Annotated in this window: 21 protein-coding genes and 3 pseudogenes; 7 read left to right on the top strand and 17 right to left on the bottom strand. The window is 56.4% G+C overall.

Translation table 11 applies throughout. From position 1 onward, the window contains the following. Nucleotides 1–323: 323 nt before the first annotated feature. Both GGD57_RS12125 and GGD57_RS12120 read left to right on the top strand, forming a co-directional pair. Entirely contained in the window at nt 324–1,325 is a 1,002-nt protein-coding gene (locus GGD57_RS12125) for a glycoside hydrolase family 3 N-terminal domain-containing protein (protein ID WP_184469952.1), read from the top strand. Between the two features lie 1,079 nt (nt 1,326–2,404). Next, a pseudogene (locus GGD57_RS12120) lies at nt 2,405–2,638 on the top strand (IS3 family transposase); the annotation flags it as partial. 47 nt (nt 2,639–2,685) lie between these two features. Here the strand turns inward: GGD57_RS12120 and GGD57_RS12115 are convergent. The 12 genes from GGD57_RS12115 to GGD57_RS12060 form a co-directional block, all read right to left on the bottom strand. Continuing rightward, nucleotides 2,686–3,651, bottom strand: a complete 966-nt coding sequence (locus tag GGD57_RS12115) for a D-2-hydroxyacid dehydrogenase (RefSeq protein WP_184469950.1) — start codon at nt 3,649–3,651, stop codon at nt 2,686–2,688. A gap of 38 nt (nt 3,652–3,689) precedes the next feature. Further along, complete coding sequence (locus GGD57_RS12110; RefSeq protein WP_184469948.1) at nt 3,690–4,529, bottom strand: amidohydrolase family protein; 840 nt, start codon at nt 4,527–4,529, stop codon at nt 3,690–3,692. After that, the gene (locus GGD57_RS12105; RefSeq protein WP_184469946.1) at nt 4,522–5,061 is read right to left on the bottom strand and encodes a flavin reductase family protein; all 540 of its coding nucleotides are present in this window, start codon (nt 5,059–5,061) and stop codon (nt 4,522–4,524) included. The genes GGD57_RS12110 and GGD57_RS12105 overlap by 8 nt, the downstream gene beginning before the upstream one ends. Before the next feature lie 19 nt (nt 5,062–5,080). Further along, complete coding sequence (locus GGD57_RS12100; RefSeq protein WP_210202848.1) at nt 5,081–5,521, bottom strand: PaaI family thioesterase; 441 nt, start codon at nt 5,519–5,521, stop codon at nt 5,081–5,083. Beyond that, nucleotides 5,518–7,143, bottom strand: a complete 1,626-nt coding sequence (locus GGD57_RS12095) for a class I adenylate-forming enzyme family protein (RefSeq protein ID WP_184469944.1) — start codon at nt 7,141–7,143, stop codon at nt 5,518–5,520. Before GGD57_RS12095 ends, GGD57_RS12100 begins: the two co-directional genes overlap by 4 nt. Nucleotides 7,144–7,148: 5 nt before the next feature. Beyond that, nucleotides 7,149–8,471 (bottom strand): D-serine ammonia-lyase, encoded by a 1,323-nt coding sequence (locus tag GGD57_RS12090; RefSeq protein WP_246713614.1) that lies wholly within the window; start codon nt 8,469–8,471, stop codon nt 7,149–7,151. A gap of 167 nt (nt 8,472–8,638) precedes the next feature. After that, the gene (locus tag GGD57_RS12085) at nt 8,639–10,249 is read right to left on the bottom strand and encodes a GMC family oxidoreductase (protein ID WP_184469942.1); all 1,611 of its coding nucleotides are present in this window, start codon (nt 10,247–10,249) and stop codon (nt 8,639–8,641) included. A gap of 35 nt (nt 10,250–10,284) precedes the next feature. Beyond that, a complete protein-coding gene (locus GGD57_RS12080; RefSeq protein WP_184469940.1) occupies nt 10,285–11,373 on the bottom strand; it encodes an ABC transporter ATP-binding protein in 1,089 nt (362 codons plus the stop codon). Beyond that, on the bottom strand, nt 11,370–12,191 hold the full coding sequence (locus tag GGD57_RS12075) for an ABC transporter permease (protein ID WP_184469938.1): 822 nt from the start codon (nt 12,189–12,191) through the stop codon (nt 11,370–11,372). The genes GGD57_RS12080 and GGD57_RS12075 overlap by 4 nt, the downstream gene beginning before the upstream one ends. Next, nucleotides 12,188–13,045, bottom strand: a complete 858-nt coding sequence (locus tag GGD57_RS12070; protein ID WP_184469936.1) for an ABC transporter permease — start codon at nt 13,043–13,045, stop codon at nt 12,188–12,190. The genes GGD57_RS12075 and GGD57_RS12070 overlap by 4 nt, the downstream gene beginning before the upstream one ends. 100 nt (nt 13,046–13,145) lie before the next feature. After that, complete coding sequence (locus tag GGD57_RS12065) at nt 13,146–14,297, bottom strand: LLM class flavin-dependent oxidoreductase (protein WP_246713612.1); 1,152 nt, start codon at nt 14,295–14,297, stop codon at nt 13,146–13,148. 16 nt (nt 14,298–14,313) lie between these two features. Next, nucleotides 14,314–14,634 carry a hypothetical protein gene (locus tag GGD57_RS12060; RefSeq protein ID WP_184469934.1) on the bottom strand — a complete coding sequence of 107 codons (321 nt, stop codon included), beginning with the start codon at nt 14,632–14,634 and terminating at the stop codon, nt 14,314–14,316. Nucleotides 14,635–14,801: 167 nt separating this feature from the next. On the opposite strand from GGD57_RS12060, the gene GGD57_RS12055 reads away from it, so the two are divergent. From GGD57_RS12055 to GGD57_RS12045, 3 genes are all read left to right on the top strand, one after another. After that, complete coding sequence (locus GGD57_RS12055; RefSeq protein ID WP_184469932.1) at nt 14,802–15,641, top strand: enoyl-CoA hydratase/isomerase family protein; 840 nt, start codon at nt 14,802–14,804, stop codon at nt 15,639–15,641. A gap of 25 nt (nt 15,642–15,666) precedes the next feature. Then, the gene (locus GGD57_RS12050) at nt 15,667–17,202 is read left to right on the top strand and encodes an aldehyde dehydrogenase family protein (protein ID WP_184469929.1); all 1,536 of its coding nucleotides are present in this window, start codon (nt 15,667–15,669) and stop codon (nt 17,200–17,202) included. Nucleotides 17,203–17,267: 65 nt separating this feature from the next. Continuing rightward, a complete protein-coding gene (locus GGD57_RS12045; RefSeq protein ID WP_184469927.1) occupies nt 17,268–18,416 on the top strand; it encodes a mandelate racemase/muconate lactonizing enzyme family protein in 1,149 nt (382 codons plus the stop codon). Between the two features lie 253 nt (nt 18,417–18,669). Here GGD57_RS12045 and GGD57_RS12040 read toward each other — a convergent pair whose 3' ends face one another. Next, entirely contained in the window at nt 18,670–19,734 is a 1,065-nt protein-coding gene (locus tag GGD57_RS12040; RefSeq protein ID WP_184469925.1) for an extracellular solute-binding protein, read from the bottom strand. 450 nt (nt 19,735–20,184) lie between these two features. Between GGD57_RS12040 and GGD57_RS12035 the strand changes: the two genes are divergently transcribed. After that, a complete protein-coding gene (locus tag GGD57_RS12035; protein WP_097624363.1) occupies nt 20,185–20,841 on the top strand; it encodes a helix-turn-helix domain-containing protein in 657 nt (218 codons plus the stop codon). 34 nt (nt 20,842–20,875) lie between these two features. Next, nucleotides 20,876–20,953, top strand: a pseudogene (locus GGD57_RS29520) (ribonuclease activity regulator RraA); the annotation flags it as partial. A 205-nt stretch (nt 20,954–21,158) separates the two neighbouring features. Here the strand turns inward: GGD57_RS29520 and GGD57_RS12030 are convergent. The 4 genes and pseudogenes from GGD57_RS12030 to GGD57_RS12015 all read right to left on the bottom strand — a co-directional run. Continuing rightward, nucleotides 21,159–21,408 (bottom strand): annotated as a pseudogene (locus GGD57_RS12030) (transposase); the annotation flags it as partial. A 64-nt stretch (nt 21,409–21,472) separates the two neighbouring features. Further along, entirely contained in the window at nt 21,473–21,781 is a 309-nt protein-coding gene (locus GGD57_RS12025; protein ID WP_184469923.1) for a YciI family protein, read from the bottom strand. Nucleotides 21,782–21,802: 21 nt separating this feature from the next. Further along, nucleotides 21,803–22,432, bottom strand: coding sequence for an FMN-dependent NADH-azoreductase (locus tag GGD57_RS12020; protein ID WP_184469921.1), 630 nt, complete (start codon nt 22,430–22,432; stop codon nt 21,803–21,805). Between the two features lie 44 nt (nt 22,433–22,476). Further along, nucleotides 22,477–23,313 carry an alpha/beta fold hydrolase gene (locus GGD57_RS12015; RefSeq protein WP_184469919.1) on the bottom strand — a complete coding sequence of 279 codons (837 nt, stop codon included), beginning with the start codon at nt 23,311–23,313 and terminating at the stop codon, nt 22,477–22,479. Nucleotides 23,314–23,375: the final 62 nt, after the last annotated feature.

The following is a 23,375-nucleotide window of genomic DNA, read 5'->3' as shown; positions in this document are numbered from 1 at the left end:
CCCTTGGTGCTGCAGTAATCCGGCACAGAAGCGGGCTAAAATCGCGTTCGCTTCGATTAGCCTCGCAAAACACGGAAGGAAACGAAGTGATAGGGTTTCGCGGTCTTCTTGGATTGATGAAATGTCGCGCAAAGTTCCGAAAGTTGCGAACTCGCGGGTTTAATGTCCCCAAGGTTGCCACGGTCGCAGCCCTAAAGCATTCGGGCTTCTGTCCATATCCCTTGACGGGCAGAAGCCGATCTCCGACTAAGCATGATGTTGTACCTTAGTGTAATTCCATGGTTGCTCTTGCGATCAACATCCATCCAACGCGAGGATCTGCAATGAACACGCCCTTGCGGCTTGCCTACAGCACGCTCTTTCCGGTTACGACAGAGCTGCAACTCTCCCCCGATCTTGTCGAATTCCTCAAAAGCGGCGGCCGAGCCATCCTCTTCGGTGAAGACGGCACCGAATACGCAACCGGCATAATGCACCCTGACCGCATACGAGACGAAACGGCCGAAACCTGGCGAGCCGCGACGGATGAAGTTCGCGCGATTGCCGGGCTTGCCCTGCTTGCTTTGGATGCCGATATTTCTGCTGTTCACCGCCTGCATAGATTGACAGCTGCCTTGCCCACTTTAAGCGAGGGCAAAGCCATGACCGATGAGGCATTCACAGCCAAGATACATGCAATGGCACACGATGCACGGCAGCTGGGGATCAATCTGGTGCTGTCTCCAACTGCCGACGTTGTCGCCAAAGATAACCCATGGCTGGCAGGACGCACGCTTGGGGATGATTTCGCCGAGGTTTCACGGTTGGTGTCCGCTTATGTCCGCGGCGTGAAGCGGGCCGGCATCGGCAGCACGCTGAAGCATTTTCCGGGAAATCCGGTTATCACCGGGCTGCCGGCAACTCAAGACGCCCGCATCCCCATGACGATGGAAGCCTTGCGGCCCTATCTCGCACCGTTCGCGGCTGGAATCGAGGCCGGCGTCGATGCAGTCTTGCTCAGTCCTGCCATCTTCGACGCCGTGACGCCGCCGCAGCCCGGCTCGATCTCGCCGGATCTGATCAACCTCTTGCGCCAGGAACTCGCCTTCTCGGGCCTGGTGATTACCAGCGATCTGGATCACCGTTCGACCTTGGGTAATCAGTCGCTTGAACAAATCGTGGTGGAGGCGCTGATCGCCGGCGCAGATCTTCTCTTGGTTTCGCCAGCAGCGGTGCCACATCTCCGCCTCCTCGCCCGGGCCATCGAGAAAGCGGTCGACGACGGGCGCCTGCCACTGGAACGATTGCTGGCAGCCTCGGCCGCAGTCGATCGCGTCTCAAGCTGACAGGGTTTCCTCGTCTCGATGAGAGTGAGTGCATGCCCGATTGGTAGCCTAGGCTATGAGCTCTTGCTGGATTGGAAATTTGGTAGCTGACACCTTCTGTTGTACCACTGCCGATACAAATCATTGATGGTGGCGACGGGTTCAGGTCTTGATCGAACCGGCACCGCGTCGGTGGGATCCTCAAAGCGGTTGAGCGGCCCGCGCAATGACCGCGGCGACGGTCTGAGGATGCGATATCATAGACATGTGCCCTGAGTTGATCGTTGTTGTGGTGGCGCCAATGTGCTGCGCGAGCCATTGCTGCACATGGTGTGGGAAGCGCGTTGTAACGTTCCGTCACCAGGTACCAGCTTGGTTTGGTGGTCCACGCGGCGGTGGTGACAGGCTCCGAAAAGGTTTTCACCGAAATTGGTGGCTGGGTTGCGGCGAGAACAGCAATGCGAGACGCCGAGACATCAGCAGCCATCACACGCGCGTATATCTTCGGATCATCCAGCCAGACAAGGTCTTCGTGATCCGGTGCTAGTCTTTCCATCGACACATTCTGTATCTGTAAAATCTCGGAGACGGATTCCCCTGCATCCGGAACGAGAGCGGATGGGTAGACCAGACCCTTGACGTTCTCAGCATTGCCAGCCTCCGTCACCACGGCACCGACCCAGGAATGTCTTTGCCGCTGCAACACACGCCTGGTCGCTGCGACATCGTCGGCTAGCGAAGTCAGCGGATTTTGCACAGCGGTGACATTGTAACCCCTGGATTGAAGGGGCGGAATGATGTCTGGCCAGCTTGACCAGTCAGAAGACGCCGTGGACTAAGTCGATATTTCGCACCGCCTTGGGCTGCTCTGCAGCACGGACAGGCCCTGCCACGACAGCAGACGCCAGGGCAATGGCAACACCGAAAATTTTTCCAAATGCCGGCAACCGCATCTCGCCCATGCGAACGATGGCGGGTATGGAATGCGCTAATCACGTTACAGCATTGGCCACCAAACCGCCTTTCGGATCGCCGATACGATCCAGGGCTCCAAGCATGCACTTCATGGCCAATCACGGCATCACATGCTCGATGAGCCGATCCGGACATGCTCGATGAGCCGATCCGGCAATGTCTTGGACAATGCCGCGATGGAAAGCTTCTTCTTATCACTCAAAATGGAAAGGACAGCTCGCAAGGTCTGCAGAACCAGAGACAATGCAAAAGCGGAGGTGTTCGACTACATCGAGCGCTTCTACAACCCGCAGCGCCGGAATTCAACGCTGGGTTATCTCAGCCCGATGGAATTTGAAAACAAAGTGAGATTAGCCTAACTCAGTGTCCGAGATACCGGCAGCAGGCGATGGGGATATAGCTGTGCCTAGAACCAAGACCGCTTCTCGACGATATTTGCAAGTTGCCTGCCTTTTACAAACGCCAGGCAGTTATCGCGCAGAATTTTATAACGACGCTCCTCGAGGTATGGTCCGAAGCCGGCCATGTGGGGTGTGATCAATACGTTGGGCATACTCCAGAGCGGGTGACCTTCCGGAAGCGGCTCTTGATCGAACACATCAAGCGCTGCTCCTGCGAGATGCCCCTCTTCCAACGCCACAACCAGATCACTTAGTCGCGTAGTCAATCCCCTGCCGATGTTGATGAAGAAACTCGATGCCTTCATTCGGCGAAATCGCTGGTGGTCCATCATATTTTCAGTCTGCGGCGTATGAGGCACCGTCAGGATCACGAAATCCGCGGACGGCAGAAAATCATCCATGGCGTCGACACCATGCATCTCTGCGAAGCCTTCCGGCATTGACGTGCGTCGCGCGTCGATCCCAATGATGCGTGTGCCAAAGGCCGAGAGCATGCGCCCGGCTTCGGCACCGATGCCACCCACACCGATGATCAGCGCCGTCGCCTCCGGCAAGAATACCACATCGCTATTCAATGGCTTGGGAGCCCACCGCCCCTTTAGTTGCTGAGTGTGATAGTATGGGAGATCACGAGACAACGCGAGCACGAAAGCGAGAATGTGCGCGCCGATATGATCATTATAGACTTCCCGGGTATTGGTAACGACAAGCGGGTGTTCTACGAGCGCATCATGGAAATAACCGGGCGGCGGGGCGATCTGTCGCGAATGAAGCCAGCGTATGTTGGGTGCGTGTCTTAGCAGCTCGGGTGATAGCGCCCCAAAGGCTGCGTCGGCCTTTGCCAGACACATCATCGCTTCTGCCTCGGATTCAGGGACATGCACGACCAGACCCTCGACATCATTCTGCAACTGTGCCGCAAAGGCTCGCGTGACATCCGATTGGGGTGGAACGAAGACAAAGTTGATCATGGAAGTTCAGGAGTTCCTATTCACACAACTGTTATGGCTTAAGCGAAAAGGCGGCTCGGGTTCACGTTCAACGTCAGTCTAATTTGTTGGTCGGTGTCACACCATTCTTTAATCAGGTTCAAAGAAAGCGCATCGTCAACAATCCCGAATGGTGCAACTTCCTCCACGCTATTGCCGCGCCTGGAGTGGGGCCAATCCGAACCCCAGAGCACCCTTTCGGGATTGGCGTCGATCAATTGCTTTGCAAAGGGCTTCATTCTGTCAGGCGATTGGGCAAGGCGATCCGCAAGCGAGAGCTTTACGTACGTCCCACGACGAACGAGATCAGTCAGTTCACAGAAGCCCGGCTGCTTGAGACCGTGTTCGGCCCGGGCCAGCCCAAAGTGGTCCACAACTACGGGAAGCGGCAGGCTGGAAATAGCCTCACCGATCGAAGCGATCACCGCTAAGTTCGTGTAGATTTGAATATGCCAACCCAGCCCTTCGATCTGCGCCGCGGCCTCTTCAAGCCGTCGCCGCGCAATCCCCGGGTCATCCTTGTGCGCGGTTGTCTCCAGATTTAACCGAACGCCCCTAACCCCTGCTGCCTGGTATTCCAGCAGAACTGAACGGTCGACGTCCGGCTTGAGAGATACGATTCCTCGCGCACCTCCATCGAACCAGGCAAGAGTGTCCAACAGACAGCTGTTGTCGTTACCATAGACGCTCGGCTGCACGACGACCGTGCGGCCGATACCGTGCTGCGCGCGGAACGATCGCAGAGTTTCCGCATTTGCTAGGCCCGGAGTGTATATTCTCGAGTGGTCCAATGGAAACTGCAGAGGATCGCCAAACACGTGCACATGGCAATCCCAGATCAGGTCCTGATTGTCAGGCATCGGTCACCCGTCGAAACTTTCCTGCGAAGTATGCCAGGGGGACGCTTCCCAACAGCGCCATGTCCGTGACACGCCCGACGAGGATGCGGTGATCGCCGCCATCATAAACCGCGCCGACCTCGCAATCCGCATAAGCGAGGACGCCTTCGATCAAAACCGATCCGCTTTCGAGTTGCCGTGAAGGCAAGCCCTCGAATTTCTCGCCCTTCTTACTGGCAAAACGCATCGCGATCGCTTCTTGGCCTTGCGCCATGAAATTGATGCAAAACCTTCCACTAGAGATGATTGAGGGCAATGTGTTCGATTTGTTATCAACGCTGATCAGAAACTGAAGGGGTTCCACAGAGAGCGACATCACCGCACTCATTGTCAGACCAACAGGCCCATCCGTTTCACTGACGCTGGTGATAACGGCAACGCCGCTCGGCCAATGCCCTGCAATCGAACGGAAGACGTCGCGGGCGACTTCTGCGTTGTTCATGAGATTTGACGATCCAGTTAAGGTATGAGCACTCGAAGGTGATGCATTCATGACTGTTCTCCCAGATTGCTTAAGGCTTCATGGCCTTCCATGTTGCCGTGGCGAACGCATACAGCGCGCCCGTACGGGGGTTGCGAGCTTCGGACCTGACGAAATTGATCGACTTGCCCGACCGCAGAAAGGACGCGCTGCATGTGACGGCCTCACCCACGGATGCGGGCGCGAGATATTGAATCTTCATTTCGAGCGTGGCTGCTGGCGAGCCGTGAGTCTTGAACAGCAGATGTCCCATCGACACATCCATCGCAGTCGCCATTATTCCTCCGTGGAGCGTGCCCAAAGGATTGGTAAGCTCCGGAACTACTTCGAAGGTCACGTCGCACCCTGCGTCGGGATATTCGATTTTCAGGCCGAGTAGTCTGGACAGGAAGAAGTCCCCAAATTCGTGCCGATCGCTGGAACCGACTCGGCTCATAAAGCCCTGTCCATCGGGTGTCGCCGGTAATGTCATCGCCAGAGATTCTCCGATAGGTCGAAACTGCCGACGCGCAGATCGGCTTTGGCCCTTTTGAGCTCAGGCTTCGAAATTTTGAGAGATACGGTGAGCGGAAACTCATCGATGTACTCGATGTATCTCGGCAACTTGTAGGCAGCCAAACGTCCCCGGCAATGATCCAGGATAACTTGGGGTGAAACGTCCCTGGTCGAGGCACCAGGCTGCAAGCGAATGTAGAGTTTCACCTCCTCACCTCGGTAATCGTCTGGGACCGGGAGTGCCACGACCTCGAGCACGCCGGCTAACTTGCCGACCTCCTCCTCCAACTCCGTAGCTGAGATATTTTCGTTGCTCCGTCTGATTACGTCTTTGGCGCGTGCAACCCAGAAGTAGTAGCCATCGCTGTCCTGACGGAAAAGGTCGCCGGTCTTGAACCAACCGTCGTCGAATGCATCGGTGGAGGCTTCGGGCGAGTTATAGTAGCCTGACAACATCCCAGGGCCGCGCACCTGCAACTCGCCAACATCGCCCTGCGACACCTCTTTGCCAAGCGCGTCCACAATGCGGCAAGACCGAAACGCCGCGGGAAGACCTACCGAACCGGAGCCAACCATCGTCGTAGCCTGCGTCGGCATAACGATCGTCGAGCCCATCTCCGTTGAACCGTAAATTTCGCGGATGGGAGCTCCGAGCTTTCTTTCCGCTTCGGTATGAAGCTCTTTTGGCAAAGCGCAGGAAGCCATCCACCTCAACGGAGACCCACCATCAAGCGCGAAGTTTGGGCGCTTGGCGATCAGGTTCGGCAGCGAAGAGAACTGGACGCCGTGGGATGTGATCCGCTGCGCGAAATGATTGAGGGTCGGCTTGCTGGCCACCAGCACGCAAGCGGCCTGGGTCAGCGCGATCGCCAGTCGCCATTGACCGCCCATGTAGTAAATGGGGTTCTCGATGAGGACGTTCTCAATGCCGGGGCCCTGCAGCGAGCGCACGTGCCCCATCATCGTGTGCCAACGGTGCGGAAGCATGGCGGGTTTGGGCCGACCACTTGATCCAGAAGTATACAAGATGCTGGCGGGCGCATCGATATCCGAACCGTAAAGTTGCGGCTCCCGATAGATCTGTTCGACTAGATTGGCATCGAATGGTCGGCCTATATCTTGCGAGACACTGGCCCCGACCACGATTATTCGCTCCGAGGGAAGTCGAAAGGCTTTCCAGTCTGACACCCAATCAATGCGCCCCTCGCCAAGGACGAGGAATTCCGAGTCGGATGTGCCGAGGATGTACTCGAGTTCCTTTTCGGTCAGGCCGGGATTGACGCCAACGGCAACCGCTCCAAGCCGAGAAAGGGCGATCCAGATCGCGATAATCTCTACACAGTTCGGCAATGCTATCGCGACGTGCGTACCCCTGTGCACCCCGAATGAAGAGAGTAACGCGGCGACGCGCCACACTAAGCCATCGAGATCGCGATAGGTCAGGGTTCTGCTCTGCCCATCGATCTCTCTCAAGGCGGCTCGCTGCGGATATTTGTCGGCTTGGAGCCTGAGCAACTCCCCGAGACTAGCCGACAGACTCCCGGATTCTATAGCCCGACGGCCGGCTTCGATCAGTTCGACTTCATCGCGCGGTGTCATAGCATCTATACTCCAACTCGTTTGAAGTTTGGCTTTGCAAACTCCGTCAGCAGCTTGAGTGTATCAGGCGTACTTTTCCCGGTGCTCCAAATGACATGGGTGGCACTCGCGCTTGCGAACCGCCTCTTCCGCTCCTCGACATGTTCGTTGCAGGATTTGACAAACGGCTCCAGCGCGCCGAGCGCCGATGCAGCAGAGGGTTCAACCGGAAACCCATGCTCGCCGAGTTTGGCCGACAGCTCCAGCATTTCAGATTCCGAGACAGTGACGCAAGTCTCGACCATCTCACCCACCTGCTCGACCGCGAAGATCGACGCAGAAGGCACCGCTAGTCCGTCTGCGATCGTTCTGTTGTTGAGACCAACATCATAGACGGACGTCGGAGTGTTTTTCCCGGACATCAACTGCACCAGGAAACACGGAGATTGAGTTGGCTCGACAAATACGCACGCGCAGTTGTCTCCAAAAATCGCCTTGAGCCCGAACGTCAATCCGCCCGGCGCGCCACCAACGCCGCACGGCAGGTACACGATCAACGGATGTTCCTCGTCCACCGTGATCCCGCGCGAGGCCAGTTGGTCGGCGAGGAGGCGCGCTCCGTACGAATAGCCGAGAAATAGGCGGGGGGAGCTTTCGTCGTCAATTAGATAGGCCGCATCGTCGCCGGCCGCAGACTTCCGGGCAGCGGCGACCGCCTCGCTGTAGTCCCCGGAGTGCTCAACGACATCTGCACCCAACTCAACTAGCCTTGCCTTCTTGAATGGGGTTGCATCGGCGGAAATGTGGACCTCGGCTTGGAAGCCAAGGGCGCGAGCAGTACGGCCGACACTGTAAGCAAGGTTGCCCGTGCTGCCGACCACAATCCTTCTCGTCTCCAGGTTCGAATGCAGTCGCCCCCAATCTGGTGCAAGCGGATCAAACTCCGTGCCGTCGATGACGGCGCGGTCAGCTGCATGCTGAAGTACTTCGAACACGCCGCCACGAGCCTTGATTGACGACCCGATCGGGAGGTCATGGTCCGCCTTCAGAAAAACGTTCTCGCGGCCCGCGATTGAAGCAATGTCTACAAGCTGGGAGTCAACAACGCCCGATTCAGGAACTTCTCCTGGAAATAGTGCTGCAAGTACCCCCCTATACTCCTTCCATGAGGCCGCGGCCTCCTCCACGTCCGATAGTGTCATTGATGCGCGCGACAACGCCTCTGCGAAAGGCCGCCAGCGATCGTTATGCCATACCGTTGGACGGCCACTTTTCAGGGCATTCAGATCGTCTTGGACAGCAGCAAAAGACGGCGCTGCTCCCGCGAGCTGCGGCAACATATCTTGCATAAAACATTCCTCGTTTTCGCGAGAGAGAGTGACTTTCCTAAAGTTGAACCTACCCCACAACACACGGTAAATCTACAAAAATATTGCCTATAGGAAAATTTATCTCCGCAGGAAATACTTGCTGGTGTGTGTTCATGGAGAGGCTCGCCTTGGGTACTAGCGGAAGCTCAAAGGGCATCCTCGAGGATCATGGCGGCAGCCTTTTCCCCGATCATGATCGTTGGTGCGTTTGTGTTGCCCACGATGATGCGTGGCATGATCGAAGCGTCCGCAACACGCAGACCATCTACCCCTCCGACTCTCAAACGTGGATCGACCACGGCGGCGCTATCCACACCCATCTTGCACGAGCTCGTTGGGTGCAAATTCGACATCCCGCGATTCCGAATGTCGGCCTCCATCTCGGCCTCGGTGTTCACATTTGGACCGGGCAAAACCTCCTCGACGATAAACTCCTTCAATGCCGCTTGACGCGCAATGTTGCGAGACAATTTGATGCCCCGCTTTAACGTCTCCATATCCTCTTCATGCTTGAGGAAATTGAAGCGGATTTCCGGCTTGTCTAGGTGGTTCGCGCTTCGGATTCGAACGCTTCCGCGGCTTTGAGGAGCAAGATGCACCGGGCTGAGAGAGAACGCTGAGAAAGGATGAGGTACGACGCCGGCAGCCGTCCTGGATTTGGCACCCCACGTACCCATATGAATTTGGAGGTCAGGTCGGTCCAACCTTTCGTCGCTTCGAACGAAGCCACCAATGTGCATACCGGTGCCGCGCATCGGCCCCTTGCCAAAAAGATATTGAAGCGCAGCCACGCCACGCCGCGGATAACTGTTTGCGATGTCGTTCAGCGTCATCGCTTTCGATGATCTGTAGATGATGGATGTCCAGAAGTGATCCTGCAGATTCTCGCCGACACCAGGCAGGTCAACCTCGACGGCCATTCCATGACGTCTAAGCAGGTCCCCAGGACCAATACCGGATAGCTGCAGGATATGCGGGCTGTGAAATGCACCCCCAGAAACCACGATCTCGCGACGTGCGAAGATGGTCTCCACCACACCGTCGCGTACTACCTCGACCGCTACGGCACGGTGTCCCTCAAGCACGATGCGCCGTACGTTAGAGTTGGTCTGCACGACGAGATTCTTCCGCGACCGCGCGGGCCGCAAGTATGCGGCCGAAGTATTTGCGCGGCGACCATTGTTGATCGCAAACTGATAGAGTCCATAGCCATCCTGCTCCGCACCATTGAAATCAGGGTTGTGCGGAATTCCAGATTGGCCGTAAGCCTGAAACGCTGCGGCGACAAGCGCGTTAGGTGGCGACTGGTCAGAAACGGTGAGCGGACCATCGTTGCCGTGGAACCTGTCGTTTATTCTCATGTTGGATTCAGCCTTCCTGAAATACGGAAGGACATCCTCGTACGACCATCCAGTGCAACCCATCTGACGCCAATCGTCGTAGTCGAGTCGGTTGCCGCGGACATAGATCATACCGTTGATGCTGCTTGTCCCGCCGAGCACACGACCGCGAGGTTGGAACGAAGTCCGATTGTTGAGTTCGGGCTCCGGCTCGCTTTCGAGGTTCCAGTTGTACTTTGCATTGTTGTAAAGGAGAGGGTGACCGAGAGGTATCTTGATCAACGGGCTTTTGTCCTCAGGACCGGCCTCGAGCAGAAGAACGCTATATTTGCCTGATTCACTGAGCCTTGCAGCGACAACCGCGCCACCGGAACCTGCGCCCACCACAATGAAATCAAACGTTTTTAAATGCGACATCGCATTGTCTCCAGAAAATATGGGAAGCAGCCTGCTTAGTTGATGATGCAGACGTCGTCGGGCGACCATCCGAATTTCACGGTACGGCCCGTCTCGTAAAGCTGGAACCCGGTATGTGGTAAAGCACGCGCGACAAGACTTTGCCCTGTTGGTGCGGTGATCCGGTACTTGACACTGCCCGCCGTATAGAGGGATTCTGTGATGAGGCCCTCATAAGCGTTGGGTAGCCGCGCCGCGTCTTCCCCAATCACTACATTTTCAGGGCGAATACAGACGTATTTCCCGCCACGTACAACGTTGGCCGGGTTGAGCCTCATCCTGAGACCACCTTCGATGGACGCGGACGCGTCGGAGCCCGTCGACAGCTCGGTGATTGGAAACACTGACGCTTCGCCGAGGAAGCCTGCAACGAAGCGGCTCTTGGGTCGTTCGTAAAGCTCCCGCGGCGTGCCAATTTGCTCCATCGCGCCATCCTTCATGATTCCAATTCGATCGGCCAGGAACGCTGCTTCTTGCTGATCGTGCGTCACGTAGATGACCGTAATGCCGAGCTCCTGCTGGAACCGCTTGATTTCTTCCTGCATCTCGTCTCGCAAGTTCTTATCCAGGGCACCGAGCGGTTCGTCCATCAACAATAGCGACGGCTGGTAGATAGCCGCCCTTGCGAGTGCGACACGCTGCTGCTGGCCGCCAGAGAGCATCCCAGGTTTACGGTCGCGGTACTGCTCCAACCGCACCATCGCCAAGGATTGGTTTACCCGCTCCGCCACGTCGGCATTCTTCATGCCACGCATCTTCAAAGGAAACGCGATATTCTCTGAGACGGTCATGTGAGGGAAGAGAGCGTAGTTCTGGAATACCATGCCGATGTTGCGTCGATACATGGGCTCCGACAGAATGTCCTTGCCATTAACCTCAACCCGTCCCGCCGTTGGCTGGACGTATCCGGCCAAAATGCCCAGGAGGGTAGATTTTCCCGAACCGCTGGGACCAATTATCGCGAAGAATTCCCCGGAAGCGATATCGACGCTGGTCGGAGCCACAGCGACAATCGGATGGTATTCCTTCGTGAGTTCCCTGATAGCAACCGCGCAGCCAGTCTTGATTTTTCCGATGTTCATCATGCGCTCGAGACCTTGTATTTCTGCTGACCGAACCGTCGCACGAGTGTGGCGCTTAGGATCAGCAACAATGTAAATGTGAGGAGAACGGTGGCGGCGGCCGCGATTTCCGGGGTGACCTGGTAGTTCAACTGCTGCCACAAAAGCAGGGGTAGCGTTCTAGTCGACGGACTCGTCAGGAAGATCGCCAAGACGAGCTCATCAATCGAAAACGCCAAAGCGAAAACGAAGCCCGAGAAGACACTAGCGCCTATCATAGGCAGAGTGACGTGCCGAAAAGTCTGGCGAGGGGAAGCGCCCAGGCTCATCGCCGCATACTCAATGCGCTCGGAGTAACCCTGTAGCGCACCGCACACAGCGATGAAGGGAAAAGGTATCGATACAGCGGCGTGGGCCAGAATGACGGCCCAGTAGGTGCCGTTCAAAGACAGCAGAACGCTGATCGGGTAGAGGCCGATCGCCAGGATGATCTGAGGAAGGATCGCAGGAGCCATCATCAATGTCGACAGAACGTTCTTCCCGGGTATGGCTCCACGGATGACGGCGATGGCTACCAGCGTTCCCGCAACCGTAGCTAAAAAAGCGGCAGACACGCCAATTGTCAGGCTGTTGGCGATGGCGCTCTGGTAGTCCGCGTTGGACAGAAACGACCGATACCAACGAAACGAGAAGGCGCTCGGGGGAAATGACAGATAGGATTGGTCCGACAGGGAAAGTATGACGATAATTGCCAGCGGCACTAGCATCGCAAGCAAGAGCAACATCGTCAAAGCACGTACGGATAGTCGTAAAGTCTTCCAGACGATTCCTTCGTTCTTCATGCTATGCCTCCGCTCTTGGCGGTTGCGCCACGCGCCATCTTGTAAACCAGAAACAACGCTGCCGTCAGAACAAGCGCGACCGTCGCCAAAGCGGACGCGAGGGGCCAGTTCAACAGTCTTGATGCCTGCTGGCTAATGAGGATGGACAACATTGTTCGAGAGCCGCCGAGTAGCGAAGGAGTGACGAAAAAGCCAAGAGACGAAATGAAAACCAATATTGATCCAACCATTGCGCCCGGCAGGGAGAGTGGGAAATAGACGCGGACAATTTGCCAGAATGGATTGGCCCCCAATATAGCTGCGGCGCGCATAAAACTGGGGTCGATCGTCCTCATAGTATTGATAAGCGGGATCACCATAAATGGTATCTGGATGTATACCATCGCAATGATCATCCCGACCCCGTTGTCGAGAAGACGAAGTGGTTGGCTGAGTAGCCCGATGGCCATCAGAGCTTCATTCAGAGGACCTTTGCGTCCCAGGATGATCATCCAGGCGAAGGTTCGGATGACGGTGCTGACCCAGAAAGGAAGAAAAATCAGCGCGACACAAACGGTTGCAATCTTCTTGGGCAGATGAGTGATGACGAAGGCAACCGGATATCCGACAAGCAGAGTTATCACAGTCACGACTGCTGACACGTAGAAGGTGTAAACGAGGACGGCTCGAATGCCGGGATTCGTGAACACGATCCTGTACTGCTCGAGCGGCCCGCCATCGCCAGAAAAGCTCTTGCCGATGATGAGTACTGACGGCCACACAAAGAATGGCAAAATCAGCAGCGCGGCAGGCAACAGCAGCCATAAATGGCCGCTATGACGTCGCTGACGTCGTTCAATCAGAGTTCCACCCATTACATTGTTCCCATTATTTTCATCGTTCCCGGAACGGGTCCTTTCCGATCGTCTGAAATTTTGGGCCGCCGAGGTTTGGACGTCCGCGGCCCAAAGACGATTAGCCCTTCTTCGACTCGGTCGCATATTTCGCAATTTGAGCCTCGACTGCGCGCCGGCGTTCGGCCTCGTTGTTTGCTGCGTTCCCTGCCATCTCGGTAAGCGAAGCTTGCCGATTTGCGTTCACCTTCGTGAAGTGGGGGATGACGTAGCGCGCATAGAGTTCATAGGATCGGCGGGTTTGCTCCCAGTCCGCCCAATTGTGAGCCATCTGGAGGAATACCCCAAAGTCGCCTTGGCGGCCGATCAGCCGCTCGATCAGCGCAATTGCGTCATCAGGGGTACCGATCGCGCCGCCGCCGACCTCGTTCATATAGGCGACCGGATCGCCATCCGCTGGAAAGCGGCCCGGTGCAACGCTGTTCGAGTAATCCATGTAATCGCGAAGGCCGAACTGAACGTTCTTGGCCGCCTGCTCACGGGTCTCGGCGATGTGCATCGGTGCCACAAGACGAAGCCCACGGGGGTCCATTTTTTTACCGTTGGCTTCCGCAACTTGCGTCGCGATATCCCAGTTGGTCTTTAGGGCATCAAAGCCGGCCCGGTCAGCCGCAGCAACGCAAAGCATGGAGAATCCATATTTTCCGGCCGCCTTCGCGCCAGACGGCGAAATCGAGCTGGCGAGTGCGATTTCGGGATGCGGTTGTTGATATGGTGCGAAATGGACCCGCGCGTCCTTGAGGACAAACCAGTCGGCGGTGTGGGTTATGGTTTCACCCCTGAGAAGACGAACGATGACCTCCAAGGCTTCAGCCATCCGGTCTCGGGTCTGCTGAGGGTCGATGCCGAGCATTCGCGCGTCTGTGACGAGCAGGCCTGGGCCGACGCCGAAAATGATGCGCCCCTGGGTCATATGGTCGAGCTGAATGATCCGGTTCGCGACCATCAGGGGGTTGTGGTAAGGCAACGATACGACGCCAGTTCCAAGCCTGATCCTGCGGGTTCGCTCGGCAACAGCGGCGAGAAGAAGTTCTGGCGAGGCTATGGTCTCGAAGCCACCGGAATGATGCTCGCCAACCCATGCTTCGTCAAATCCGAGTTCATCCGCCCATCGAATGATTTCCATATCTCGATGAAGGGAGATCGTGGGGCTTTCAGTCACCTTGTGGAAAGGAGGCAGAAAGAGCCCGTGCTTCAAAGGCAGGTAGGACATGCGTTTTCCTTTATTACTAACTAATTTTGGATCGGTCGATGTGCATGCGGACTTCAGCCCCATAGTCGCGGGTCCACCCATATTGGGCAGCCTTGTCGATCATTGCATCAAAACGGGCGAGCCAATCGGCGGCCTGAGGTCCAAGCTTCCGCAACCGCTCGGTTCTCACCCAGACATGATTGGGGTCTTCAAGGCTGCCCCACCCGGCAAGACCCGATGAAAAATCCCCACCGGACAAGCCCGTAGGCCAACTCTCATCGAGTCTCAGGGAAAGAGCTTTGAAATCATCGGGAAGCAGCAGTTTGACTGTCAGGTCCCGGCTTAAACTAACGATCATTGAGACCGTCCCCTTCATCGTTATCGGAGCTTATTGCGGCTCCTTGATTGGGACGCATTCAAAGCTTCGAAACATTTTGTGTCAAGAAATATATTTCCCATAAGAAAAAAACTAGACGTTCAGGTCAAATTCGATAAAGATGCAACCCAAGAAAAAGGGGTCGACCAATGTTTGAAACGCTACTTTTTGAAGTCGATGACCGTGTGGCCGTGGTCACCATCAATCGCCCGGATCGCATGAATGCCATCAACGATCAACTGACCGTCGAGTATCGGGCGTTGATGGCGGAGCTCGATGGCAACGACGACGTCCGGGTGATCATTGTGAGGGGAGCAGGCGACCGAGCATTCTCGGCCGGATACGATCTCAAAGAGTATCCCGGAGCCAAAAGGAACATCGAGCAAATCAACGATCGATACCTGGATCAGCAGGAATTCCTTCTGTCAAATTGGCGCTGCAGCAAACCGGTGATCGCGATGATCGACGGCTTCTGCCTGGCGGGCGGCCTTGAGTTGGCCCTTTGCTGCGACATCAGGTACTGTTCGGACCGATCGCAAATCGGCGTTCTGGAAGCACGGTTCGCGGGCGCGATCGGGACAATGATGGCTCCCTGGATACTCGGGAACAAGTGCCGTGAACTCATCTACACCGGGGATATCCTGGATGCGCATGAGGCCCTGGAAGTAGGCCTTGTCGAGCGTGTCTTCCCGACAGCCTCTCTCTTTGAGGAAACGTTGCTCGTAGCGAAGCGAATGTCGCGCGTCGCAGCAAACTGCCAGCGTTGGAACAAGCGCTCAATTAATCAAAGTTTCGAGACAATGGGCCTTTTCACCGCATTGCGACACGGTGCCGACATGGCCGCGATGATGCGGACGGCCGGTTCTCCGGAACGCGACATGTTCGACGACCTTCGCACGAATGTAAGCCTCCAGGCCGCACTGGACTGGCGCAAGCAGCAGTTTGCCCCATTCGAGAAGCGCAAGACTATCCCGTCCTCGGAAGAGTGAGCTCGACGTCGCCATCGCGGCGCATATGCGAAATAGCTTCGAGAGGGAGAAAGGAGAACTGGAAGTGCTTCAAGAACCATCAATCCGAACCGATTATCCGTCTCTCAGGGGAACGCGGAAACTGCTTATAGACGGTGAGTGGATCGAGGCCGCCACAGGTGAGACTTACCCCTCAATCAACCCGGCCACTGGAGTCACCATCGCCTATGTCGCGATGGGTGGCGAGGAAGACATCAACCGAGCAGTAGCTGCTGCGCGGAGAGCTTTCGAGACGGGGCCTTGGAGCACGAGCACGCCGTACGAACGTCAAAATCTCCTTCTGACATTTGCCGACCTCGTGGACGCCAATTTCGAAGAACTAGCGACACTCGCAACGATCGATATGGGCGCGCCTATCTCTCGGCAGATGGGTTTTCGCAAGCGCGCGATCGGGCTGCTCCGGTATTACGCGGCGATGGCGGTATCTGTACACGGCGAAACGGTTCCCAATTCCCATGGTGGCGACATATTTTCCTATACGCTACGCGAGCCTATCGGGGTCGTCGGCGCGATTACGCCGTGGAACGGCCCGATTCCGTCCACCATCTGGAAGCTCGGTCCGGTGTTGGCAACTGGCTGCACGCTTGTCCTGAAACCTGCGGAAGAGGCCCCTCTTGTGCCTTTGCGATTGGGTGAGCTAGCCCTAGAGGCCGGGATACCGAAAGGCGTTTTCAATATTGTTACTGGCTCGGGAGCGGTCGCAGGTGCACGACTCGTCGAGCATCCCGAGGTTGACAAGATCGCATTCACGGGAAGTCACTTGACCGGCCAACGGATCATGCAGGCTGCCGCGCCGACAATGAAGCGGTTGACCATGGAGCTGGGAGGCAAGTCCCCAAACATCGTTTTCGCCGATGCCAATTTGAGTAAAGCCATACCTGGGGCTGCACAAGCCATCTTCAATAACAGCGGTCAGATATGCAGTGCTGGATCGCGCCTTTTTGTCGAGCGATCAATTTACGACCAGGTTGTTGAGGGTGTCGCCGAGTTTGGTAGAAGTCTAAAAATGGGGAACGGCCTTGATACCTCTACGCAAATCGGCCCCCTTGTTTCTACGAAACAGCTCGAACGCGTCTGCGGGTTTGTTGAGAGCGGTGTTCGAGAAGGGGCGCGAGTAGTCTCCGGCGGAGCCCGTGTCCAGGAAGGCGAACTCGCCAACGGCAACTTTGTCGCCCCGACAGTGTTTGCAGACCTGACTTCCGAAATGGCCATCGGGCGAGAGGAAATATTTGGTCCAGTCCTGACGGTATTTCCATTCGATACCATCGACGAAGTCGTCACTTTGGCAAACAGCACGGTTTTCGGACTTGGAGCTGGCGTTTGGTCGAGCCATCTGGATACGGTGCATACGATGGCACGGCGCATCAAATCAGGGGTTATCTGGGCGAACTCGTACCAGCTTGCTGATCCAGGCGTTCCCTTTGGTGGATACAAGATGAGCGGGTTTGGGCGCGAGTCAGGTCGGCAGCACGTGGAAGAGTACACCAACGTCAAATCCGTCTGGATAGCGCCGTCGGACTGAGTTCGCCCCGGGACCAGCTTTCAAGACTCCATGCTCTCGCGCAATGGCAAACTCGGAGACAAGAGTTGAAAATCACAAATATCAGGTCTTACATCGTCGACAATGGCACGAAAAAACATTGGGTTTTCGTTCGGCTCGAGACTGACGCCGGCATTGTTGGATGGGGTGAATCGTATTCACAGTCAGACAGAGAAGATGCCATCATCAGCCATCTTGCTCAATTCGCCCGTTACATGATCGGCCGCGACCCATTTCAGATCAAGTACACGACAACGATGCTCCGGGACGATTACGTCCACCGCCGCGGATCGATGGAATTTTATAGCGCGCTCTCCGGACTTGAGATAGCCCTCTGGGATATTGTCGGCCAGGCCTGCGGTCAACCCGTTCACAACCTGCTTGGAGGGCGTTACCGCGATAAGATCAGGGTGTACGCAAATGGGTGGGCCTACAATGCGAAAACGCCAGTGGACATAGCCAAGGCGGCCGAGGCCGTCGTTAGCCGTGGCTTCACGGCGCTAAAATTCGACCCGTTCCCGCTGCCTGTCCGCACTTACGTCGACAAAGACATTGAACGGCATGCCGTGTCGATGGTTTCGGCCGTTCGCGACGCCGTCGGAGACGAGGTTGAGGTTCTCGTCGAATGCAGCCGACGCTTCAGTCCAACGATCGCTTCTCGCTTCGCCAAGGCAATCGCCCAACTGCGCCCTTACTGGATAGAGGAGCCAGTTCCTGCGTTCGACCTCGACGGACTGCGAGAAGTGCGACAGGTCTCCGACGCCCCGATCGTTTCCGGGGAAACACTGTATACGAAAGACGAATTCCGATCACTTTTCGCATCCCGTGGCGTCGACATCATCAATCCCGACATCTCCGTATGTGGGGGCCTTCTTGAGTTGAAGGAGATTGCGGCGACCGCCGAGTCCCATCTCGTAGGCGTCAGCCCGCACAACTACAATTCGACGACAGTGTCGCTTGCCGCCACGATGCAGGCTAGCGCGAGCATGCCAAATTTCCTGCTGACTGAGTATTTCCTCAGTTTCGATAAAGTTGGTTCCGACATCTGCGATGAACCGCTCGTTCCCGTTAACGGTCACATTGAACTAACGGATCGCCCCGGGATCGGAATTGCATTGAGAGAGGATGAACTGCGCAAGCGGGCGGCAAGCGGCACGCCGTTCAGGACGCTTCGCACAGTCTCCGCCGAAGCATAGCCAATAGCTAAATGTTGATGAGCAAAGGCGCGAAACCCATGATTCCGCGCGTTTTCTAATGATCAATCAATGTGACGGCAGATAGTTGATGCGCCGAAGTCATTCTTGATCGGGACGTCATGTGGTCGAGAGTGGAACTGATCACTACTGATCCCAAGTCAGCAGCCGGGTTCACCAATGCAAATTTGTTTTCGTAGGCTCACTTCCCGCCGCAACGTTAGACGCTGCGGCGGGGCATCACGTGGTCAGTGGCCTAGCCAACGACCCAGTTGTTGAAGCGATCGAACACTTCCTTGCCGTTCTTGACCCAGTAATCGACGTCGATCATCGTACCCTTCGAGAAATTCTCCGGGGAGTTCGGAATTTCTGCCAGTCGAGCCGCCGACAGCTGAGCGAACGCTTCCTGGTTTGTGGGACCGTAAGGAATGTTCTCGGCGAAAATAGCCTGGTTCTTGGCATCAACGCAGTGAGCGATGAATTCCATCGACAGCGCCTTGTCCTTTACGCCTTTGGGAACGCACAGATCGCCATACGTGAACAGCGCGTTGTCAAATGTATAGTCCACAGGCGCGCCTTTAGCTTTCAAAGGCTGGATACGACCGTTCCACACCATACCGAAATCGACCTGATTGTCACTGACGAGCTGTGCCGCCTGAGCGCCGGATTCAAACCAGGAAATTTCCGACCGAATGCCGTCCAGGGTCTTGAAGGCTGCATCGAGGTCGATCGGATAAAGCTTCTTCGGGTCGACACCTGAGCCAAGCGCCGCTAGTTCCAGCGTCTGATTGGCGCTCTTCCAAAGTGTGCGCTGACCCTTGATATCGGAATTGAAGAACTCCTTCCAGTTCTTGGGAATCCGCATGCCCTTTGCGGCGTCAATGTTCCATGCGATTACGGATGCGGCGATGTAAATGTTCGTCCAATAAGGGTTCGCGGACCCCGTTTGGAGGCCTTTGCTCGGCACGACGTTGTAGTCGATCTCCTCAAGGAGACCCATTTCGGACGCAGGGGCGGCCTCCGCAGCATCCAGGTCCGAAACGTCAATGTCCACCGACTTCGCATCGACCATCGCTTTGAGCTTTGCCGAATCCAGATAAGGGGCGCTGATAACCTTGATTCCTGTCTTCTGCTCGAACGTGTCGAAATAAGCTGCCTTGAACGCCGTTTCGATCGCACCACCGCTGTTCGCAACGGTAATAGTTTTCGACTGCGCACGAACGATATTCGGCGCACCCAGGGTCGCTACGGCGGCCAGCCCCGCGCCAGCTTTCAAGACTTCGCGTCGGCTAATTGTCAGTCCACTCTTTTGAATGATCATCGTAGTTCCCCTTTGGTTGGGTCAATTATCGTTTTGCCTCCCCACGCGTGCCGCAGCACCGCACTCATGGTGGCAATAGTGAACATTCCCATGGGAAAAACGTCAAGTATTTTTCTTATCAGAAAACAATTTGTTTTGTTTTTCTCGACGACGACAGCGGCGGCATGTGTCAGAAAACGTGAGAAACGCCGTAAAGAAGAAGCGTAAATCAGGACCGGAGATCGCGCGCAACTGCCTTCGGCTGCGCAACTGTCAGCCTCCCGCGGTTTGCTGTGCGACGCGGAAGATAGCGTTTGCGGGACTGGATTCTATCTAATCGGGGCCCATCGCATGTGTCATGCGAGGAAAGCACGGCCAGCGGGTGGAGCCCCTAGCGGACGAGTTTTTATTATAGTAAAACCTTTTTTCGAGCGGAGCTATTTTTGGCCGCAAGGCAAAACGGAGTTAGTAATGAGGAAACCCATCCGGCAGGACGGTGGCGATTTCAATTTAGGTGCCCACATCAAACATCTAAGGCAGCAAAAACGCTGGACTCTCGAGACGCTGGGCGAAGCCTCGGGGCTATCTATATCCGCTCTATCAAAAATCGAGAATGCGCAAGTTTCCACATCATTCGACACTCTCGTAAAGATAGCGCATGGGCTTGGAATGCCGGTGGCGGAGCTTTTCGAATCTACCGAGCAGAGCGCCGCACGGGGACCGGATTCATCAAAAAATTATTCCGCTAGAAGGGTGTCGACGCGTAGCGGAGAAGGACAGCGGTTTGCGTCGGACTACTACGACTATCAAGTCCACTCCTCTGATCTTCTCCACAAGGGGATGATACCACTTGTAATGAAAATTCGTACTCGGGAGGTCCCGCCTCGTGGCGACTGGTCCGTGCATGACGGCGAGGAATTCATTTTTGTCGTGAGTGGTGAACTGGAGCTGCACACCAGCCTTTATTCACCGCTGCTGCTAAAGGCCGGGGACAGCGCTTACATCGACAGTACAATGGGGCATGCTTTCGTGTCGAAAAGCAAGGAAGACGCAGTCATGTTGTCAGTTTGCCTAACTGAGCGCTTACAATTCAACGATGAGGTCGTTGGTAGGGAGAAAGCGCGCTAGTTCGTCCATGGCCGCAAATTTCGGGGGGCACCACCGGCCGCAACGCGTCGCAATGGAAACTTGCCCGCCCGGTCACGTTCTTGCCATGGATGCTCGGAAGGATGCTAAGTCCATTCGACATTCGGGATTCACGTTAGGCTTAATGTGTGATTCATAGGTCTCCGGATTGATTGATCTGGAGACCTCAGATGGCCAAGCGATATGAACTGACGGCATCTCAATGGCACCGTATCTGCGGTCTTTTGCCGGCAAAGTGCGGAGATCCTGGCCGATGCGGGCAGGATAACCTTCTGTTTGTGAACACGGTTTTGTGGTTGGAGGTCGTATTCTAACCGCTCCATCAAAAGGCGCTCAGAGCGGACCGAATAGAAGGCTTGCAGAAGCATGGCGCGCAGAAGCTTTTCTGGCGCGATCGACGGCCGCCCGACCGGTGAATAAAGCGCCGAAAAATCTCGTTCCAATAAAACAAGCGCTTTGTTCACGATCTGCCGGATGGCCTGTAAAGGATGATCTTTTCGAACCCGAGCCTCCAAATCCACATAGCTGAAGAGTTCAGCCTGTGCTCACATCGCCGCCGACAGCGAGTGAATCATGACCAATGCCCGGGAGCTAGGAATTTTTCAACACCCTTCTAGATCGGCTTTGCGGCTCCCGCCCCGCGGGCGGGAAAGTCTGCTGCCCGGAGCGCCGGGTCGCAGGCGTCGATCTCGAACGTTGCCAGGCGGTGGATATCGAACGGGTCCTCGGCGATCATGCTCTGGATGACCGCGAGGTCGTCGGCATGGGCGAGAACGAAGCCGGCATCACCCTGTGGGACGGGGCCGGCAACCAGAATGTTGCCGGCCTTTGTGTATTTAACGAGCCAGGCCTTGTGAGCGTCGAGATGGGACTGGATATCTTCGTTAGGACCGATATACCGCAGCTTGATGGCGAACAGCATGATGGAAGCTCCTTTGGGTTCTCAGACGACGGCACGAATGTCGGCGATCGCATCGGGGATGGCAGCGCGGGCTGCGGCAATGCCCTTCTGGCGAATCTCATCGCCGCGTGAGGCACCCTCAGCGCGGACGAAGCGAACATCGTCAACGCCCAGGAAACCGAGGAAGCCTTTTAGATAGCTCTCCTGGAAATCCAGGCGCGCCATCGGCCCCTCGATGTAAAAGCCGCCTCGAGCTGAAACGACAATGACACGCTTGCCGCCAGCAAGACCGACCGGCCCAGACGCCGTGTACTTGAAGGTCTTGCCGGGCTGAGCGATTCGATCGAGCCAAGCTTTCAACTGGGTGGAGACAGAAAAATTATACATAGGTGCTCCGATGACCACGGTGTCGCTGGCAAGGAACTCTGTCACCAGTTGTTCCGACATTCCGTGCTCCTGCAGAGCGGTGTCATCGAACGCGCTGACACCAAGCGGCCGGAAGCCGGCGGCGATGGCACCCTCCAGGTGAGTGACTGGGTCAGCGACCAGATCGCGATAGGTGATCTTGGCGCTAGGGTTGCCGGCGAGAATGTCTGCGACGACAGCGGCGGTCAGGTCGCGGCTGATCGAGTTGTCGCCGGAAATGCTGGAGTCGATGTGGAGAAGCTTCATTTGAACCTCGTGGTGCTCTGTTGATAGTGCCGGCAACCCACCGGTCACTGCCCGGTTTGCTGTGCTGCGCGATCGATGAGATCGACGACAGCGTCGGGATGTGAGACAAGCGACATGTGGCTAGACGGGATGGACGTGATTTGCGCATCGATTTGCTCGGCCATCGTCTGTTGGACGGCAGGTGGCAGCGCGTTGTCGTTTTCGGTGCGCAGGTACCAGCTCGGCTTGTCCTGCCAAGCGGCGTGTCCGATTTTGGCGGAGAAGGCCGCCGCCGCGATTGGTTGCTGGAGCGCTGCCAGCTCGGCGGCCTTCTCCGCCGTAACATCCGCCGCCATGACTTGCCGGTAGGTATCTGCGTCGTCGAGCCAGATCAGTCCCTCTGGATCAGGCGTCAGACCCGACATCGGCGCATTCAGACGCTGGAGCAGGTCGGCAACAGACTCGCCGCTGTCAGGGACGAGCGCAGAGAGATAGACAAGGCCTTTCACATTGGATGCATTGCCTGCCTCGGTGATGACGGCACCGGCCCAGGAATGGCCAACAAGGAGAACGTCGCCGGTCTGGCGGCGTAGGACCCGGTTGGTAGCGGCGACGTCATCGGCGAGTGAGGTCAAGGGATTCTGGACAGCGGTGACACGGTAGCCGCGCGCCTGAAGCCGCCCGACGACGGCGGCCCAGCTGGACCCATCAGCAAAAGCGCCGTGGACGAGGACGATATTACGCACCGCAACGGGCGCTTTGGTGGCTTCTGTCGGCGAGGGGGAGATCGCGACTGTCACGCCGACAAGGGCGGCGAGATGGCGCAGTGGCCGCACGGCCGGACGGGCACGCTCGAGCTGATGAGCATCGGTAGTGCCCTTTCGATAACGAAGGAATTTCATGTCAAACCACCTCAAGAACTTGTTGAAGTGATTGTAGGCGGCAGTTCTCGCGGATATAATCT

Origin of the sequence: Rhizobium esperanzae, assembly GCF_014197615.1 — a bacterium.
GTDB classification, from domain to species: domain Bacteria; phylum Pseudomonadota; class Alphaproteobacteria; order Rhizobiales; family Rhizobiaceae; genus Rhizobium; species Rhizobium esperanzae_A.
The sequence above is the reverse complement of the archived record's forward strand: the minus strand, read 5'-3'. Positions and strand labels throughout refer to the sequence as shown.

Excerpts from the sequence above, each read along its gene's own strand:
- GGD57_RS12125 (WP_184469952.1), top strand. The coding sequence starts at position 324 with ATGAACACGCCCTTGCGGCTTGCCTACAGCACGCTCTTTCCGGTTACG.
- GGD57_RS12115 (WP_184469950.1), bottom strand. The coding sequence starts at position 3,651 with ATGATCAACTTTGTCTTCGTTCCACCCCAATCGGATGTCACGCGAGCC.
- GGD57_RS12110 (WP_184469948.1), bottom strand. The coding sequence starts at position 4,529 with ATGCCTGACAATCAGGACCTGATCTGGGATTGCCATGTGCACGTGTTT.
- GGD57_RS12105 (WP_184469946.1), bottom strand. The coding sequence starts at position 5,061 with ATGAATGCATCACCTTCGAGTGCTCATACCTTAACTGGATCGTCAAAT.
- GGD57_RS12100 (WP_210202848.1), bottom strand. The coding sequence starts at position 5,521 with ATGACATTACCGGCGACACCCGATGGACAGGGCTTTATGAGCCGAGTC.
- GGD57_RS12095 (WP_184469944.1), bottom strand. The coding sequence starts at position 7,143 with ATGACACCGCGCGATGAAGTCGAACTGATCGAAGCCGGCCGTCGGGCT.
- GGD57_RS12090 (WP_246713614.1), bottom strand. The coding sequence starts at position 8,471 with ATGCAAGATATGTTGCCGCAGCTCGCGGGAGCAGCGCCGTCTTTTGCT.
- GGD57_RS12085 (WP_184469942.1), bottom strand. The coding sequence starts at position 10,249 with ATGTCGCATTTAAAAACGTTTGATTTCATTGTGGTGGGCGCAGGTTCC.
- GGD57_RS12080 (WP_184469940.1), bottom strand. The coding sequence starts at position 11,373 with ATGATGAACATCGGAAAAATCAAGACTGGCTGCGCGGTTGCTATCAGG.
- GGD57_RS12075 (WP_184469938.1), bottom strand. The coding sequence starts at position 12,191 with ATGAAGAACGAAGGAATCGTCTGGAAGACTTTACGACTATCCGTACGT.
- GGD57_RS12070 (WP_184469936.1), bottom strand. The coding sequence starts at position 13,045 with ATGGGTGGAACTCTGATTGAACGACGTCAGCGACGTCATAGCGGCCAT.
- GGD57_RS12065 (WP_246713612.1), bottom strand. The coding sequence starts at position 14,297 with ATGTCCTACCTGCCTTTGAAGCACGGGCTCTTTCTGCCTCCTTTCCAC.
- GGD57_RS12060 (WP_184469934.1), bottom strand. The coding sequence starts at position 14,634 with ATGATCGTTAGTTTAAGCCGGGACCTGACAGTCAAACTGCTGCTTCCC.
- GGD57_RS12055 (WP_184469932.1), top strand. The coding sequence starts at position 14,802 with ATGTTTGAAACGCTACTTTTTGAAGTCGATGACCGTGTGGCCGTGGTC.
- GGD57_RS12050 (WP_184469929.1), top strand. The coding sequence starts at position 15,667 with ATGCGAAATAGCTTCGAGAGGGAGAAAGGAGAACTGGAAGTGCTTCAA.
- GGD57_RS12040 (WP_184469925.1), bottom strand. The coding sequence starts at position 19,734 with ATGATCATTCAAAAGAGTGGACTGACAATTAGCCGACGCGAAGTCTTG.
- GGD57_RS12035 (WP_097624363.1), top strand. The coding sequence starts at position 20,185 with ATGAGGAAACCCATCCGGCAGGACGGTGGCGATTTCAATTTAGGTGCC.
- GGD57_RS12025 (WP_184469923.1), bottom strand. The coding sequence starts at position 21,781 with ATGCTGTTCGCCATCAAGCTGCGGTATATCGGTCCTAACGAAGATATC.
- GGD57_RS12020 (WP_184469921.1), bottom strand. The coding sequence starts at position 22,432 with ATGAAGCTTCTCCACATCGACTCCAGCATTTCCGGCGACAACTCGATC.
- GGD57_RS12015 (WP_184469919.1), bottom strand. The coding sequence starts at position 23,313 with ATGAAATTCCTTCGTTATCGAAAGGGCACTACCGATGCTCATCAGCTC.